Origin of the sequence: Sulfitobacter sp., assembly GCF_036961165.1 — a bacterium.
Classification (GTDB): Bacteria; Pseudomonadota; Alphaproteobacteria; order Rhodobacterales; family Rhodobacteraceae; genus Sulfitobacter.
This window is the reverse complement of record NZ_JBALVJ010000010.1, coordinates 76,031-89,684: the sequence shown is the minus strand read 5'-3', so window position 1 is coordinate 89,684 and position 13,654 is coordinate 76,031. Positions and strand designations below refer to the sequence as shown.

At 56.0% G+C, this 13,654-nt stretch carries 17 protein-coding genes; 16 read left to right on the top strand and 1 reads right to left on the bottom strand.

Annotated features, from left to right (window positions below; translation table 11 throughout):
• The 9 genes from V7730_RS07425 to V7730_RS07385 form a co-directional block, all read left to right on the top strand.
• Positions 1 to 1,139: MFS transporter (locus V7730_RS07425; protein WP_335746963.1), on the top strand; the 1,139-nt coding region annotated here is incomplete at its 5' end.
• Positions 1,132 to 1,419 (top strand): hypothetical protein, encoded by a 288-nt coding sequence (locus V7730_RS07420; protein WP_335746962.1) that lies wholly within the window; start codon positions 1,132 to 1,134, stop codon positions 1,417 to 1,419. The genes V7730_RS07425 and V7730_RS07420, both read left to right, overlap by 8 nt.
• Positions 1,420 to 2,245: 826 nt before the next feature.
• A complete protein-coding gene (locus V7730_RS07415) occupies positions 2,246 to 4,042 on the top strand; it encodes a site-specific integrase (RefSeq protein WP_335746961.1) in 1,797 nt (598 codons plus the stop codon).
• Between the two features lie 34 nt (positions 4,043 to 4,076).
• The gene (locus V7730_RS07410; protein WP_335746960.1) at positions 4,077 to 4,733 is read left to right on the top strand and encodes a hypothetical protein; all 657 of its coding nucleotides are present in this window, start codon (positions 4,077 to 4,079) and stop codon (positions 4,731 to 4,733) included.
• Between the two features lie 96 nt (positions 4,734 to 4,829).
• Positions 4,830 to 6,011, top strand: a complete 1,182-nt coding sequence (locus tag V7730_RS07405) for a phage portal protein (RefSeq protein ID WP_335746959.1) — start codon at positions 4,830 to 4,832, stop codon at positions 6,009 to 6,011.
• Positions 6,008 to 6,331, top strand: a complete 324-nt coding sequence (locus tag V7730_RS07400; protein WP_335746958.1) for a gene transfer agent family protein — start codon at positions 6,008 to 6,010, stop codon at positions 6,329 to 6,331. Before V7730_RS07405 ends, V7730_RS07400 begins: the two co-directional genes overlap by 4 nt.
• Positions 6,328 to 7,890: a phage major capsid protein gene (locus V7730_RS07395; protein WP_335746957.1), complete on the top strand. Its 1,563-nt coding sequence runs from the start codon at positions 6,328 to 6,330 to the stop codon at positions 7,888 to 7,890. Before V7730_RS07400 ends, V7730_RS07395 begins: the two co-directional genes overlap by 4 nt.
• 1 nt (position 7,891) lies before the next feature.
• Positions 7,892 to 8,512 carry a hypothetical protein gene (locus V7730_RS07390; RefSeq protein ID WP_335746956.1) on the top strand — a complete coding sequence of 207 codons (621 nt, stop codon included), beginning with the start codon at positions 7,892 to 7,894 and terminating at the stop codon, positions 8,510 to 8,512.
• Entirely contained in the window at positions 8,509 to 8,844 is a 336-nt protein-coding gene (locus V7730_RS07385) for an HNH endonuclease (RefSeq protein WP_335746955.1), read from the top strand. The genes V7730_RS07390 and V7730_RS07385 overlap by 4 nt, the downstream gene beginning before the upstream one ends.
• A gap of 32 nt (positions 8,845 to 8,876) precedes the next feature.
• On the opposite strand, the gene V7730_RS07380 is transcribed toward V7730_RS07385, so the two are convergent.
• Positions 8,877 to 9,344 carry a hypothetical protein gene (locus tag V7730_RS07380; RefSeq protein ID WP_335746954.1) on the bottom strand — a complete coding sequence of 156 codons (468 nt, stop codon included), beginning with the start codon at positions 9,342 to 9,344 and terminating at the stop codon, positions 8,877 to 8,879.
• A 95-nt stretch (positions 9,345 to 9,439) separates the two neighbouring features.
• Between V7730_RS07380 and V7730_RS07375 the strand changes: the two genes are divergently transcribed.
• From V7730_RS07375 to V7730_RS07345, 7 genes are read left to right on the top strand one after another with little or no spacing between them, the layout of a single operon-like run.
• Positions 9,440 to 10,150, top strand: coding sequence for a hypothetical protein (locus V7730_RS07375; protein WP_335746953.1), 711 nt, complete (start codon positions 9,440 to 9,442; stop codon positions 10,148 to 10,150).
• Complete coding sequence (locus V7730_RS07370; protein ID WP_335746952.1) at positions 10,147 to 10,449, top strand: head-tail connector protein; 303 nt, start codon at positions 10,147 to 10,149, stop codon at positions 10,447 to 10,449. The genes V7730_RS07375 and V7730_RS07370 overlap by 4 nt, the downstream gene beginning before the upstream one ends.
• Positions 10,436 to 10,852: an HK97-gp10 family putative phage morphogenesis protein gene (locus V7730_RS07365; RefSeq protein WP_335746951.1), complete on the top strand. Its 417-nt coding sequence runs from the start codon at positions 10,436 to 10,438 to the stop codon at positions 10,850 to 10,852. Before V7730_RS07370 ends, V7730_RS07365 begins: the two co-directional genes overlap by 14 nt.
• The gene (locus V7730_RS07360; RefSeq protein WP_335746950.1) at positions 10,849 to 11,265 is read left to right on the top strand and encodes a DUF3168 domain-containing protein; all 417 of its coding nucleotides are present in this window, start codon (positions 10,849 to 10,851) and stop codon (positions 11,263 to 11,265) included. Before V7730_RS07365 ends, V7730_RS07360 begins: the two co-directional genes overlap by 4 nt.
• The gene (locus tag V7730_RS07355; RefSeq protein ID WP_335746949.1) at positions 11,262 to 11,588 is read left to right on the top strand and encodes a head-tail adaptor protein; all 327 of its coding nucleotides are present in this window, start codon (positions 11,262 to 11,264) and stop codon (positions 11,586 to 11,588) included. Before V7730_RS07360 ends, V7730_RS07355 begins: the two co-directional genes overlap by 4 nt.
• On the top strand, positions 11,585 to 11,980 hold the full coding sequence (locus V7730_RS07350) for a P27 family phage terminase small subunit (RefSeq protein WP_335746948.1): 396 nt from the start codon (positions 11,585 to 11,587) through the stop codon (positions 11,978 to 11,980). Before V7730_RS07355 ends, V7730_RS07350 begins: the two co-directional genes overlap by 4 nt.
• A 3-nt stretch (positions 11,981 to 11,983) precedes the next feature.
• Entirely contained in the window at positions 11,984 to 13,645 is a 1,662-nt protein-coding gene (locus V7730_RS07345; protein ID WP_335746947.1) for a terminase large subunit, read from the top strand.
• The last annotated feature ends 9 nt before the right edge of the window (positions 13,646 to 13,654 follow it).

Here is a 13,654-nt window from a genome sequence, read left to right as displayed (position 1 = left end):
CCTTCCTCGGATTTGGTTTTTCCGCGACGTTTGGGGTCTTCCTGCGTCCTATGTCGGCTGATCTGGGTTGGGGGCGTGAGGTTTTTTCCTTGTCCGTCGCTATCCAGGCGTTGGCATGGGGGTTCACGCAGCCCTTCGCAGGCATGGCCGCGGACCGTTACGGGACCGCACGTGTTCTGGCTTTCGGCGCGATATGTGCCGCACTTGGATTTTTTCTAAGGGGTTCAGTGATGAACCCAGAGGTCTTTGTGTTCTCTGGCGTGATTGTCGGAATTGGAACAGGCGCTTGCTCTTTCCCGGTTGTCATCGCCGCACTTAGCAAGGTTGTTACAGCTAAGCAGCGCAGTTTTGTAATGGGACTTGGGACTGCTGCTGCGTCCTTGGGCATGTTCGCAGCGGCCCCGGCCACCTCTGCGATGATTGGCTATTTTGGCTGGCAGCAAACGATCATTCTCATCAGCCTCAGCTTTGTAGCGATCCTACCATTCCTGATTTTTGTCGCGCGTGTGTCCGTACCGACAGCTGCTTCGCAAGGAGCGGGTGCCTTTGGCAAAGCAATTAAGACCGCGTTCAGCGATCGGAGCTATTTGTGCCTGTTTTTTGGTTTCTTCGTCTGCGGTTTCCACGTCGCATTCATTGGAACACATCTTCCGGCCTATATTGCCGACCTTGGATTGCCGATAATTGTGGGAGGGTGGTCGTTAGCGTTGATTGGGCTTTTCAATATTGCAGGCTCGTTTCTGGCCGGATGGAGTGGGCAGATACATTCTAAAAAGAACATGTTGGCGAGTATTTATCTGTCTCGCGCCGTAGTCATCACGATCTTTATCCTTACACCCGTGTCCCCCATGACGATTTACATTTTCTCAGCTGTTATGGGGCTTTTATGGCTTTCAACGGTCCCCTTTACAATGGGATTGGTCGCGCAGACCCAAGGTCTCACATACTTTTCTACATTGGCGGGACTGGTGTTCTTTAGCCACCAAGTTGGAAGTTTTGCCGGAGCGTGGCTGGGCGGGCGAGTATTTGATATCTATGAGAGTTACACGCCTATGTGGTGGGCCGCTATAGCATTTGGGGTGCTTGCCGCGATCATCCACATGCCGATTGAAGAAAACAAGGAACCCAAACTTGCTTAATTCTACCCTGACTAGACGGACTGCTCGCGTTTTCGTGGAGAACAATTTGCTGGTGCATTTTTTAACGCCTTCAGCGTCCAGAAATAGTTTTTGCAGCAAAGCGGCCCTTGGCGCAGCCGCAGCGAATTCACCCTTCGTCCGCGTCTCGATTGTTGAAGCCGACCGCAGCGAAGGGACGGTTTGGATTCGGTGGCTCGTGGCGGGATTTAACGACCGCTTCGGCGACACGAGCTGCATCGCAGCGACAAGCATGCTGCAGAAGCAAGGATTTTCTGCGTGAGCAATAGCTGCACCAGCAAAAGGCGGTTCTGTCCCGCAACTCGGTCACTCGCACTTGGAAAATGCTGCGCGATGCACGAACGGCTGGTCTGGTGAAGCTGCGGCGCGGCATCCGAGTGTTACGTGGAAGTCGGCTTCGGGCCGTAAGCGTCAGTGCCCCCCGTCTTTTTCACCCCCAGTTTCCCAGTAATTTCCTCAGACAACCAAACATCCCAGATATACTCCACCAAGGCCTTCACCTCAGGATGATCTGACCACTTATGCACGTCGATAGGTCTGGAATGTCTAGGGTTTTCGATTTCTGCCATCGTTCTTATTCATCCTTACTGCTTTTGACCCAACAAAGAAAATAAACCCCCCTAAAGTACAATGATTTATCATGATCTTTAGGGAAGGGTTCCCCTCTTATTGTCTCCCTCTAGGATACCCCCCCCCATATTTTCTTCTTCTTTCTTACTTCCATTACTCATACCTATTATGAGTAGATCCCCCCCCTAGGGAATGATCATCCTGCTTAGAGATGCTCAGGGAAAGCCTGACCTGTAAGATTAGCCCTAGTTTAGCGCCTTCTAGCACCATCCCTAGGCTGAGTATGCCGGACTACGAAGAGGGGCAGAAAAAGGGGCATTTCTCGGCCCCAGAGGGCTGAGCTTGCTACCGAATAACTATCTAGGTGAAGTGGCTGGGGTGGTAGGAAAAAATCCATGCTACGCACAGATCGTTGATTTAATTGTAAAACCATGTTTTTAATTGCATAATTTCCATGTGGATGTAACACACGCATGTAACACACGATTACTCAGACCCCTGATCAAAAGGTGAACATGATGGGTAGGCAGACGTATCTGATCCGGCGTGGTGGTGCCTATTCTGCCCGACTTCGTGTTCCCGTCGACTTGATCGACGCGGTAGGCCGCAAAGAGCTTGTGAAGGCACTTGGCACCAGTGACCCCGAGACAGCCAAGCGTCTGGTGTGGGCCGTGGTGGATGGCTGGCAACGTCAATTTGACGCCCTGCGTAGTCGGGCCGAAATGACAGACGACAACAAGGCGGATCTGGTCTGGTCGCATTACACCGGCACCCTTGATCGTGACGACCAGCGCCGCGCTACCATCCCTACAGATGCGGAGATCGACAAGGCGATGGAACGTGCCGTTGCAAGGGTGCAGCGTGACGACCTCGATATGACAAACCCACTACAAGCACTCGATGCCGCCATCGAGGTGCAGGTGATGAAGGATCGACACACCGGCGCGAAAAGTGCAGAGGCGCGCAGCCGTCGCGTCAAAGTTGATCACCTACGCCAGCACTTGGCTACCGGCGAATCCGCGCTGGTCCGGCACGAGATCGACGGCTACCTAGACGACAACGGCCTGACCATCGGTGTTGGTGATCGTGTGGACCTGACACGGCAGCTAATCCGTGCCGAGATAGAGGCGTTGCAGCGGACCCTAGAACGCGACGAAGGCAATTACGCAGGCGAACCCGCCGATCAACTGATCAAGCGCGTGTCGGAGCGCCAGAGCGCCGCCGCAACAGGCGAGACAATCATGGAAGTTTTCGAGATTTTCGCCAGTGAAAATGTCGGTGGTGTTGCACCAGACCGGATCAATCAAATGCGCCGCGACATTGGCTTACTCGCACAGATCGCCGGAGACAGGTGCCACGTTTCACAGATCGATAAGAAGCTGGTGCGCGAGTGGAAGGCGCACCTGATTAAGTTTCCAGTGAAGGCAACAGAGATGCTGGTGTTCAAAGGCATGAACCTGCGCGAGATCGTCGCCGCCAATGAGAAGCACAAGAAGCCGGTCCTGACAGACCGTTCTGTGAATCGCTACCTGTCCAGCCTCAGCGCGCTTTGCAAGTGGCTGGTGAATAACGGCTACCTCGATAACAATCCTGTTTCGGGAATGTCGCTGGCCAAAGAACACAACGTCACGACAGTGCCGTTCACGACAGATCAGCTAAACACCCTTTTCACGTCGCCGTTGTTCACGGGGTGCCAAAGTGCTGATGTGTGGTCGCTGATGGCTAAGAAGGGGAACGTGCTAATCCGTGATCATCGCTATTGGGTGCCGCTGATCATGCTGTATTCCGGTGCTCGCCCCGGCGAAATTGGCCAGCTGTTGCTTTCCGATGTGCGGAAAGAACATGGCCGTTGGATCATGCACATCACGACAGAGGGTGACGGCAGTAAACGCACAAAGACCAAAGGATCAATGCGCGTGGTGCCACTGCACCCGATGCTGATCAAGCTGGGCTTGATCGACTACCACACCGCACAGATCGCAGCAGGAGAAACGCAGCTGTTCCCCAAGGCGGTGCGGAATGCGCGTGGTCAGATGATGGCGGAATTTTCGCGTGAATTTAGCCGCTACTTATCGCGGATAGGTATCAAAGAGGGCAGGGGGATCAGCCTCTATTCTTTCCGGCATGGCGTCACGGACGCACTACGCCGCGCTGGATACCTAGATGAACAATTCGGCCTAATCCTTGGACACACACAAGGCACGACAACGGGCCGCTACGGTATCCTTGCGCATGGGATGCTTGAACAGCGCGTCACGCTGATCGACGCAATCGACTATGACGAATTAAAGCTGGATCATCTGATCGCTAGATGATGAACCGTCGTAGTCTACAATTGGAGTAAAATATTTGGAAAGCTTTGAACCCAAGTTTCAATTTTGTGACGACGGCAAGATGGTATGTCGAGGCTTGGAGGAAGTGCTGAACGGAATATTGAATCCGGTTAATACTTGGATGTGGATGTTAGAGTTGCCAGACCATCCGCAATGGGAACCCTTCAAGGACCGCGCTTTTCCCGTCCTGTTGGTCTGCCTTCGTGATATGATCGAAGCAAAAACTAGCAAATTGAATAGGCTAAAAATGCTGGCAGAAAAGGTCGGTAGGTCAAACCTATACTACGGAATATCAGCGTTTGAAGAAATTTGCGAAATGCCCATTGCAGTGTTTGAAAGACTTGAAGAAAGGGAGCAAATTCTGATGTTCCTCGCGAGAGACAGATTAGTGCATGGATATTTGGGTGGCTTCGTGGCGGATGACCGGACAATAAAAGTGGTCTCGAATAAAAGTGTCATTAAACGGCGGTTTTCAAAAGCTGAACTCAGAGATGTGATTGGAAATGTTGAGACTATAAGCAATCATCACATTGCAGACGTTAGGCAAAGAGTCATGGACGAGCTTTTCGCATACGCTTCTAAGGTGCGAGGGCTGGACGGCATGTTTCAACCTTACGGTGGGGTGGAAGCGGTGTTTGCTTCTGGTGCGTATCTATTTCGGGACAAGCCGTAGCTACAAATAAATGTTACTAAGTAACATTTAATGGATTCACAAGGGTGGCTAAATGGGGTATATAGATACCACGCCTAGCACCTTTCTGGATCATACATGCACTTCTTTGATCGCCTCTTCGGTAAACCCGAAACCAAAGCCCTGACTCTGACAGACCCTGAAGCCTTTGGGCTTTTCGGTCTGGCCCCAACTGCGTCCGGCATTCAAGTCAGCGGCAACTCTGCCCTGCGCGTCCCTGCCGTTGCCTGCGCGGTAGCGCTGATCAGTGAAACCATCGGTGCGATGCCTGCAAAGGTGCATTTGTCTGACACCAAAGAAGCCGCCAAAGAGAACGCCGCTTACAAGCTGGTGCATGATGAGGCGAACGAATGGACAAGCGCAGGCCAGCTGCGCGAAGACCTCACAATCGACGCCCTGATCACCGGCAACGGTTATGCGCACGTCACGCGCCTCACAGACGGCACACCCTTTGAATTGCATCGGCTGGACCCGCATACCGTCCAGACCGATTATGAGCCGGACGGCGAACCCTTCTACACTGTCCAGACAGACGCAGGACCACGCCGCTACACCTACCGCGACATTCTGCACATCCGGCCCTTTGGTGGCGTGTCACCGATCACCCTTGGCCGTGAAGCGATTGCGCTTTCCCTTGCCTTTGAACAGCACATTGCCAGCCTGTTTGCAAATGGTGCGCGCCCGTCCGGCATTATCAAAAGCGAAAAGATGCTGGACGTAGAGGCGAAAAAGAAGATCGCCGCATCGTGGTTCAGCACCCATTCAGGACGCAACGCAGGTGGCACCGCCATTCTGGACGAAGGCATGTCCTATGATCAGCTATCTATGACGCTGGCAGATGCACAGTTTGCAGAAAACCGTCTCGAGCAAATCCGCGAGATTGCCCGTGTCTTTCGCGTTCCCCCTACCATGCTGTTCGAGCTGACACGCGGAACGTGGTCAAATACCGAAGAGATGGCGCGCCAGTTTTATGCGATTACGCTAAAGCCTTGGCTGGTCAGCTGGGCATGGGCTTACTCACGTGTCCTGTTCACACCCGAGGAACGTGCCGCCTTCTATGTCGAGTTTGTCACCGATGATCTGCTGACCACAAACGCCGCTGCTCGTGCAGCTGCCTACGGTCAATATCGCAGCATGGGCGCAATGACGGCAAACGAAGTGCGCAGCGGCTTGAACCTCGAACCACTGCCGGACGGCAATAGTCTGGCAAACCCCTACACAACGTCCGGCACCCCTGCCCCAGAGGCAGACGCAGCATGATCACGCACACCGCATTCTTTGGCACCGCCGATCACAGCTTCACCCTGACAGATGACATGATCACCGAGCTGGAACGCCTGACCGATACCGGCATCGGTGCCTTCTATCAGCGCGTGATCGCCATGCACTTCAAAGCCGCAGACCTTGCCGAGATCATCCGGCTTGGCCTGATCGGCGCAGGTATGCACCCGCAAGAGGCCATGCAACTGACAAGCACCTATGCGCGCAACCGTCCCATGTCCGAAACCTTCCCGCTGGCCCTCGATATACTTGACGCCCGCTGGAACGGCACACCCGCAACCGGAGACACCGCACAATGACGACCCGCCTTGAATTCAAAGCTGACCTGACTGTCACGCCAGAAGGGCTGATCGAAGGCATTGCATGGCCCTTTGGGTCTGCTGACCGCGTAGGTGACATCATCGAAAAAGGCGCAATCACCGCACCTGCCACACTGCCGATGCTGTTCGCGCATGATCAGGGTCAAGTGATCGGCGTCTGGGACACCATCGAAGAAAGCGACAGCGGCCTGATCGTAAAGGGCCGCTTGCTGATCGACGACGTAGAGCGCGCCCGTGAAGTGCGCGCCATGATCAGCGCGGGTGCCGTGTCAGGCCTCTCTATCGGCTTCGTCACGAACAAAGCGACACCCCGCGCCAAGGGCCGGACGATCAACGCCCTGACCTTGCACGAAATCAGCGTTGTAGCGGTGCCATGCCACCCCGGCGCGCAAATCACATCCCTGAAATCGGATGGCACCCCCATGAAGGAGAACCACATGGAAAACGAAGACCTGATCAACGATCAGAACGACATCAAGACACCGGCGAACGCGCCGCAGATCGACACCAAGGCCTTTGACGCCATTGTTGCACGTCTGGACAAGATGGAAGCCAAAGCGAACCGCCCGCAAGGCGTTCACGTCACCGGCCCCGTCGCAAATGGTTTTGAGCGCAAGGCGTTTGAGGCATTCCTGCGCCACGGTGCAGAGCGTCTGACACAGGACGAAGCCAAAGCGCTGACAGTCTCGAGCAACGCAAACGGCGGTTTTCTGGCCCCTGAAGAAACAGGCAACGAGCTGATCAAGCTGCTGACTGAATTCTCGCCACTGCGCCAGTATGCCAAAGTAGTGCAGATCAACGCGCCACAGATCACCTACCCGCGCCGGATCACCGGCACCGCTGCCACATGGGTAGCAGAGATCGCAAACCGCACGGCGTCAGGCATGACGTTTGAACAGGTTACCATGACGCCGCACGAACTGGCGACATTCACAGACGTCAGCAATCAGCTGCTTGAAGACAACGCCTATGGTCTCGAAGGTGAATTGCTTGGCGACTTCGCAGAGTCCTTTGGCAAAACCGAAGGTCTGGCATTCGTCAAAGGCACAGGTGTAGGCCAGCCCGTAGGCATTATGACCGCAGCTGGTATCGCTGAGATCAAAACTGGCGTGGCCGCGAACTTCCCCGCGACGAACCCCGCTGACGTGCTGATCGCCATGTATCACAAAATCCCGACCACATACGCACAGTCCGGCGTCTGGATGATGAACCGCAACACCTTGGCCGTGGTGCGCCAGTGGAAAGACGGCAATGGCCGCTACCTCGTGCTTGACCCGATCAGCGAAGGCGCACCTTCCACACTGCTGGGCCGTCCTATCGTCGAAATGTTTGACATGGACGACATCGGTGCCGGTGCTGCGCCGATCCTGTTTGGCGACATGAGCGGCTACCGCATCGTTGACCGTGTAGGCCTGTCTACACTGCGCGATGCCTATACGCTGGCGACAAACGGTCAGGTGCGCTTCCATGCCCGCAAGCGTGTAGGTGCAGACGTGACGCACCCTGATCGCTTCATCAAGCTGCGCGTGGCCGTATAAGATGACGTTCCGGCCCGCATATGACGTTGCCCTTGAATACGGTGGTCACACTGTATGCCTGCGCGCGTCATTGCGGGCCGCAACCTACCTCGAAGCCCTGCACAATGGCTTTCCGGCTTTGGTCACGAAGGTGACGCAAGGCCACACCGGAACGCTGCGCCAGATCATTCTGAATTCTGCTACGGATCAAAGCGCCGCGCAGCACCTTTTGGGCGCCATGAAGGGTGCCAAATTGATCGACGTCCAGAAGGTGCTGATCACCCCTGCCTTCGCAATTCTCACAGCGCTGATGACGCCTGACCTCGCCACAGGTCAGGCAGAGGCCGCGAAGGCACCTACCGGCAAGCCTGTCAAATGGGCCACGCTCTACGCAGACCTTTACAAGATCGCTACCGGCTGGCTTGGCTGGACGCCGGACACCGCATGGTCAGCCACCCTGCCAGAGATCCTGAATGCCTTCGACGGTCACGTCGAACAGCTTAAGGCCGTGCATGGCACCGCTGATGATGACGCTACAGAAGCCCCAGGTATGTCAGCCGATCAAAGGCAGGCGAACATCGACGCAGGCTTAGACCCCGAGTTTGACCGCGCAGCCCTTCATGCCCTGAAGGCCAAGCTATGAGCCGCCCGCCTTTCCTTTGCCAGTGCGGCAAGATCGTTGCAAACGGCACACGCTGCGCCTGTAAGGTTGCGGCTATTCGTGCGCGTGGTGCCAGACACGATCAGAACCGCCCCACAGCTGCACAGCGCGGCTATAACGGTGCATGGCGCAAGGCGCGCAAGGAATACCTGGCACATCATCCGGCATGCGTAATGTGCAAGGCACAGGCCACAACGGTAGATCACATCATCCCGCACAAGGGCGATGATCGCCTGTTCTGGGATAAGGCAAACTGGCAGAGCCTTTGCACCCCTTGCCACAATCGCCACAAGCAACGTGCGGAGCGCAACTGATGTCGAAGATAGGTGAACCGCAGACTAGCGTATCAATAAGGATTGTTTGCAAACTCAAAGAGATGATTGTTGTCGGTCTGGCACACTTTGTAATCGCCCTCACCCGCGATGAAGCTGACCAACTTGTCGCGGTTCAGACAAACGGGGCAAATATAATGCATTGGTTGCCCGTCCGACTTACCAGTCATAAGTTTGTAAACTGGAACGTTTTGATTAGTCATCACAAGTTCGTAGCGAGCTTTTTGTTTCTCAAATTCATCTTGTCTATGCAGTTCTTGGCTCAACTCTTTGAGCGCCGTGCTGACCCCAACGTTCATCAGGTTCGCGGCCGTAAGTTCAACGGCCAAGACATTCAAAAGCTTTGCAGCTTCATCTGTATCCGGCTTCTTATCGCTTTTGAGCATGCCCGAGATTGTCTTGAGCGTTTCGGCGGCCTTGCCCGTTGCATTTGCTGCACCACCTGCAAGCCCAATAACCTCACCAATCACGCCAAAGTCCATGTATCGAAACCCTTTTCAAATGTTCTCGCTAAGCGAGTGTTATACGGAACTTCAAAGGTCGGCAACAAGCACAAGCAACGCAGTGAGCGCCGGACATGACCACGCCAGAGCAAACCCTTTGGCGTGAAGTGCTGGCCCTTGCGGTGCAGGATGCTTTGATAGGCAGCACAGACGCAGGCCAGACCAAACAGACCAAGATCAATCAGACAATACAGGCACGCACCTACCTGACCACAGCAAGCGCTGATCTGGCGACAGTCTGCACCCTTGCCGATCTGGACCCCACTGCCGTGCGCGAAGCCATGATCAAGCGCATTGCCGCTGCACCCACACCGGAACAGCTGTTCAGTGTGAGCCGCAGACGCATGCACAGCGCTACGATCATGCTGACCCATGAAGGCCAGACACACGACCTGACCACATGGGCCACGATCACCGGCGTATCGAAGCAAGCCCAGCGCAACCGTGTCAGAAAGAAATGGGATGCACAGCGCATCCTGACCACACCGGCACACATGCCAAGCGCAACACCGAAGCCAAAGGCAAAGCGCAGCACGGCAAAGCTACTGGCACACGCAGGCCAGACAAAGACAGTCGCACAGTGGGTTAAGATCACCGGCATACCTGCACCCGTTCTGCACATGCGTGAACGCAGCGGATGGAATGCCGAGCGTATTCTGACCACCCCTTACACGCCACGCAGGCTACGGGGGGTGGTTCCAGTCTTTGAGCATGGTCAGGGGACCGGCGGGGGGACAGCCGCACAAGAGACACCGAATATAACTTTTCAGGATGCACTGACATGACGATGACGCCCCTGCCTTTGCTCAAAGCGCAGCTGACACTAGAACACGATCTTGATGATGCCCTCTTGTCGCACAAGCTGGCCGTGGCAGAAGAATGGATCGGCAACTTTACTGGCACCCGCTTTGCGGATCACGATCCGGTGCCTGCGTCCCTGACTGAAGCCGTATTGCAGCTTGCGGCCTATTGGTATGTGCAGCGCGAAGGTGCAAGCGACATGCGCCTGAGTGCCGTGCCGTTTGGCGTGCTGGACCTGATCGCCCCTTACCGTGAAAGTGTGACCGGCCATGTCGCGGCTTAAGGGATCAGCCGAACTGGAAAAGCGCCTGCTGGCGATACCGCGTGAGGTATTGGCAGAACTGCGCCCCGCGCTTGTCAAAGGTGCGCACGACATAGCGGACGCGATGGAGACACTTGCGCCCGAAGACACTGGCGACCTTGTGAATACCATCACAGTCACCGGCCCCGGCGAAACAACACCCGCCTATGCGTCCGGTGGTGGTTCTGTGACCCTTCCCGAGAACGTCGCGGCTGTGACTGTTGGCAGCACCGACATGCGCCACGGTCACTTGCAGGAATTTGGCACGGTGAACCATGAGGCGCAGCCCTTCATGCGCCCTGCGTTCCGGCTCAAAAAGACCAAAGTTATGGGCCGGATCACCCGCGCCATATCGAAGGCACTCAAAGACGCAGGTGGCAAATGATAGAACCGTCCGTAGCCTTGCAGACAGCGCTGCGCAGCACACTGATCGCAGACCCTGCTGTGACAACACTTGTGCAGCCTGATCACATACGCGCAGGCCGCCCTGATCGCTTTCCTTGCGTGATCATGTCCGGCGGATCAACGCACTATCTGGGCAAGGCGTCCGGTGATCAGCACCTTGCACGGGTCAATCTCGATCTGCACATCTGGGCAATCGAAGACGGTGCAGACACCGCCAAGGCTATCGGCTTTGCGGTATCCCGCGCCGTGATCGGCATGCACGATGATCAGAACGGCTTTGCCATTGATCACCTCGATCAGCCCCGCGTCATTTGGTTGCGCGATGTGCAGCCCGAACTGTCCTACACCCACGGCGTTTTAGAGATCGAAGCGGTGATCAGGTGGCGCATATGACCATGATCAAGGCAGGCGCGCTGCGCGAAGTGATCACATTCGAGCGCAAGCTGAAAACGGTGCAAGCGTCCGGTGCCGTGCTGGTGCAGTGGATAGCAGAACAGACCTTGCGCGCAGAAGTGGTGCAAGAGGATGCACAGGCATTCCTGACCGGCACAGAACGCAGTGAGGATCGCAAGGTTTTCCGCCTTTGGGCGTGTGAATGGATCACCGCTGACATGCGTGTGACCCATGCTGATCACACTTACCGGATCGCCAAAATTGTGCAGCTGGACCGTTTGGGCATGGAACTGCATTGCGTGAACGCGGTGAATGAAACATGAGCGCGCATCTGCGCGGTGTAAAACCGCAGACCAAACCCGCCGCCGATGCTTTGACCAAAGCGCCGCCCGTGCCGTCCTATTTCAGCCCCTACGCCGCGGGCGAATGGAAACGGATCATGCCCCGGCTGATCAAGGACCGCGTGCTGACAAAGGCTGATCTGGCAGGCGTTGAACACTACTGCCTGATGATCGGCGTGGTGCGCGAGATTGAAACTAACCGCGCCTTGAACGCCCTCGATATTGATCCAAAGCTGTTTGGCGTCCAGAACCGCGCAGCACAGACAGCGCGCCAGCTTGCCGCAGAGTATGGCTTAAGCCCCGTTTCCCGTGCGCGCATTGGCTACGCTGGCGATGACGGTGCCGATGATGACAACCCTTTGAGCGTCCGTTGAACCGTGAACGCACTGGCACCAATAGTTACCAGACAGGCGGACTCTATTCCGGCCAAAGGTGCCAGCGCGTTCCCCGCGTGGATTTACGACAACAGCCCGATAGCCGACCCTCTGGGATACGGCGAAAGGGCCGTGACGTTCCTGCGCCGCCTGCGCCACCCCAACAGCACCGCCGCCGGTCAGGCTTTCCAGCTTGCCCCGTGGCAGGAACGGATCGTGCGCGCAATCTATGGCCCCAGACACCCCGATGGGCGCAGGATCGTGCAGTCTGTCTTTTTGCTGGTGCCACGCGGTAACAGAAAAACCAGCTTGGCCGCAGCCCTTGCCCTGCTGCACACCATTGGCCCCGAGCATGTGCCGGCCGGTCAGGTGTTATTTTCTGCGGCTGACCGTGACCAAGCATCCATCGGCTTCAGAGAAGCCGCAAACATCATCCGGATGGACAAGCGCCTGATCGCGGCAACGCGCATCTATGACGCCTACAACGCACCAAAGCTGATCAAATACACCGCGCAGGACGTGACACTAAAAACCCTGTCCAGCGATGGCGGTGCCGCGCATGGCCTGACACCGGCATTCACGCTGATTGACGAAATTCACGTCTGGAAAGGCCGCGACCTTTGGGAAGCGCTCAAATCTGGTGCCGCCAAAGTTGATGACAGCCTGACCGTGATCGCCACTACCGCCGGACGCGGTGCCGAGACATTGGCCGCAGAACAGTTTGACTATGCGCGCCGCGTGGCAACTGGCGAGATCGTAAACCCTGCCTATTTGCCGATCCTGTTTGCCGCTGATCCAGATGATGACTGGCAGGATGAAACGATCTGGCAAAAGGCAAACCCCGGCTTGGCGCATGGGTTCCCGTCCCTTGAAGGTCTGCGCAGTCTGGCGAGAGAAGCCGAACACAGACCATCCGACAAGGCCGCATTTCTTAAATTCAACTTGAACGTCTGGCAGTCCAACAGCCGCGACCCGCTGTTTAGCATGGCGACCTATGACGCCCGTGCCTTCGACATAGACCTTGCCGATCTGGAAGGCCTGCCCTGCTACCTTGGCGTTGATATGTCTATCAGTGGCGACCTTACCGCCATTGTCGCGGCATGGCGGCACGATGATGATCAAATCACCATTTACCCTTGGCTCTACGTTCCGGGCGATGACCTCAAAGGCCGCGCAGATCGTGACGGATTGCCCTATGAGGCATGGCGCGATGCTGGCCTGATCCATGTGATCGAAGGCCCGATCATCGATCCGGCTGTAATCGAAGACCAGATCAGGGAACTTTGCGCCACCTTTGATGTAGAGCAGATCGCCTTCGATCCGCACCTTGCCCGTGCCACCATGCAGCGTCTCTATGATGACGGTCTGCCTACCGTAGAACTGCGCCAGACGCCCCTCAATATGGGTGTAGCGGCTGGCGACCTCGAGCGCACAGTGAACGGCGAACTGATCCGGCATTCCGGCCATGCCGCCCTGCGCCAGCACTTCGATAGCGTTGTTGCATCACGCAACGCCACGTCTGGCCTGATCCGCATGCACAAAGGCAAAAAGACTGACCGGATCGACGGTGCAATCGCCGCCGCTATGGCCGTGTCACGCGCCTGCGCAGGGGAAAGCAACAAATCACAATACAGCGGCGAAAATGCCGAACTGTTTATCTTTTGAGGAATAGAA

Coding starts and splice junctions, on each gene's coding strand:
- V7730_RS07415 (WP_335746961.1), top strand. CDS start 2,246: ATGGGTAGGCAGACGTATCTGATCCGGCGTGGTGGTGCCTATTCTGCC.
- V7730_RS07405 (WP_335746959.1), top strand. CDS start 4,830: ATGCACTTCTTTGATCGCCTCTTCGGTAAACCCGAAACCAAAGCCCTG.
- V7730_RS07400 (WP_335746958.1), top strand. CDS start 6,008: ATGATCACGCACACCGCATTCTTTGGCACCGCCGATCACAGCTTCACC.
- V7730_RS07395 (WP_335746957.1), top strand. CDS start 6,328: ATGACGACCCGCCTTGAATTCAAAGCTGACCTGACTGTCACGCCAGAA.
- V7730_RS07390 (WP_335746956.1), top strand. CDS start 7,892: ATGACGTTCCGGCCCGCATATGACGTTGCCCTTGAATACGGTGGTCAC.
- V7730_RS07385 (WP_335746955.1), top strand. CDS start 8,509: ATGAGCCGCCCGCCTTTCCTTTGCCAGTGCGGCAAGATCGTTGCAAAC.
- V7730_RS07380 (WP_335746954.1), bottom strand. CDS start 9,344: ATGGACTTTGGCGTGATTGGTGAGGTTATTGGGCTTGCAGGTGGTGCA.
- V7730_RS07375 (WP_335746953.1), top strand. CDS start 9,440: ATGACCACGCCAGAGCAAACCCTTTGGCGTGAAGTGCTGGCCCTTGCG.
- V7730_RS07370 (WP_335746952.1), top strand. CDS start 10,147: ATGACGATGACGCCCCTGCCTTTGCTCAAAGCGCAGCTGACACTAGAA.
- V7730_RS07365 (WP_335746951.1), top strand. CDS start 10,436: ATGTCGCGGCTTAAGGGATCAGCCGAACTGGAAAAGCGCCTGCTGGCG.
- V7730_RS07360 (WP_335746950.1), top strand. CDS start 10,849: ATGATAGAACCGTCCGTAGCCTTGCAGACAGCGCTGCGCAGCACACTG.
- V7730_RS07355 (WP_335746949.1), top strand. CDS start 11,262: ATGACCATGATCAAGGCAGGCGCGCTGCGCGAAGTGATCACATTCGAG.
- V7730_RS07350 (WP_335746948.1), top strand. CDS start 11,585: ATGAGCGCGCATCTGCGCGGTGTAAAACCGCAGACCAAACCCGCCGCC.